Annotated in this window: 1 protein-coding gene; it reads left to right on the top strand. The window is 33.2% G+C overall.

All coding sequences use genetic code 11. The features are described from left to right. Positions 1 to 271: 271 nt before the first annotated feature. Entirely contained in the window at positions 272 to 1,219 is a 948-nt protein-coding gene (locus tag HMPREF2955_RS00260) for a hypothetical protein (RefSeq protein ID WP_070719862.1), read from the top strand. The last annotated feature ends 2 nt before the right edge of the window (positions 1,220 to 1,221 follow it).

The raw sequence follows: 1,221 nt of genomic DNA on the forward strand, positions 1-1,221 counted from the left end.
CACTGTATATATCGGGTATCGCTGAATAGTTACGTTTTATAAGGCTTCCATTAAAGTAGTAAGTGAAGATAGGATAAAGGGGTTATTATTAGAACTTACCAAGAATAGAGAAATAATATTACAACACAAGAAGTATTCTATTCCCAAAAGTAAGGCTAAAAAAATACAGGCGACCTTAGAGGAATCTCATAATCGTTTTCAGAGGATAATAAGAATTTTTGAACCATTCTTTTCGGTTTCAAGCGTTGTAGAGAAATGGTTGATTGATGCTATGATGTGTTTCTTTGGAACATTCTCTGACGATTGGATTTCAGATTTGTGCTATAAGGCCGGGACGATTGCGCGAAGAGAAAATAGTATATTAGATGTAATTCAAAAAAGGACAGCTAATAACAATGAATTAAATAAGCAGGATAAGGAAACTTTACCCAAGAAATTTCTTCAGATGATTCTCATGCGAGAACCAGACGTTACCAATTTTTTATGGGAATATGGTACGTCAGCGTTTTCTGCGAAGTTAATTAAGAATTCATATACAACAGATGATTTAACTCTTGAAACTTTCAAAGATAGTTATTGTATTTTAGATACCAACATCTTAATGCATATCGGCTTAGAATCAAGCGAATATTATACATCGTTTAAGGTTCTTGAAAATATTTTTAAAGAATTGGGAATTAATGTGGGGATATTGCACATAACACAAAATGAATATTTAGCTGCAGTTCGAAGTAAAAAAGAACAGGTGATGAACCTTGTCGCGAAATATGAACAAGAAGTTTTAGAAGCCTCTAATGACCAGTATTTGAAAACTGCTATAAAAAGGCATTGCCAAACAGAAGAAGATTATAAACGTTTTTTCTCTTGTATTGAGCACGTCCCTAAATATATCTACAAAAATTCTCAAATATTTCTCTATGATGATGACCAAGCATTAGAGGATAAAATAGCTAAAGCTCAATCTGATGAGACAAAACTATCAGAACTAAACTCTATTTATAAAAGTGTAACAGGAAGGGATAAAAAGGAATATGCATTATTGCATGATGTAGGCTTAATTAACGGAGCGCATTATTTGCGGGAAAAAGGAAAATACTTTATTCTCTCTCAGGAAGTTTCTGTGAACACATATGCAAAGAAAAAGCCCTTTGTAAATGAGCTGCCAATAGCTATGCGAATTCAGACTCTACTTAGGGTAATTCAGTTAATTCCCTCTTAGGA

The organism is Prevotella sp. HMSC073D09, assembly GCF_001814145.1.
GTDB lineage: Bacteria > Bacteroidota > Bacteroidia > Bacteroidales > Bacteroidaceae > Prevotella > Prevotella conceptionensis.

Excerpts from the sequence above, each read along its gene's own strand:
- HMPREF2955_RS00260 (WP_070719862.1), top strand. The coding sequence starts at position 272 with ATGATGTGTTTCTTTGGAACATTCTCTGACGATTGGATTTCAGATTTG.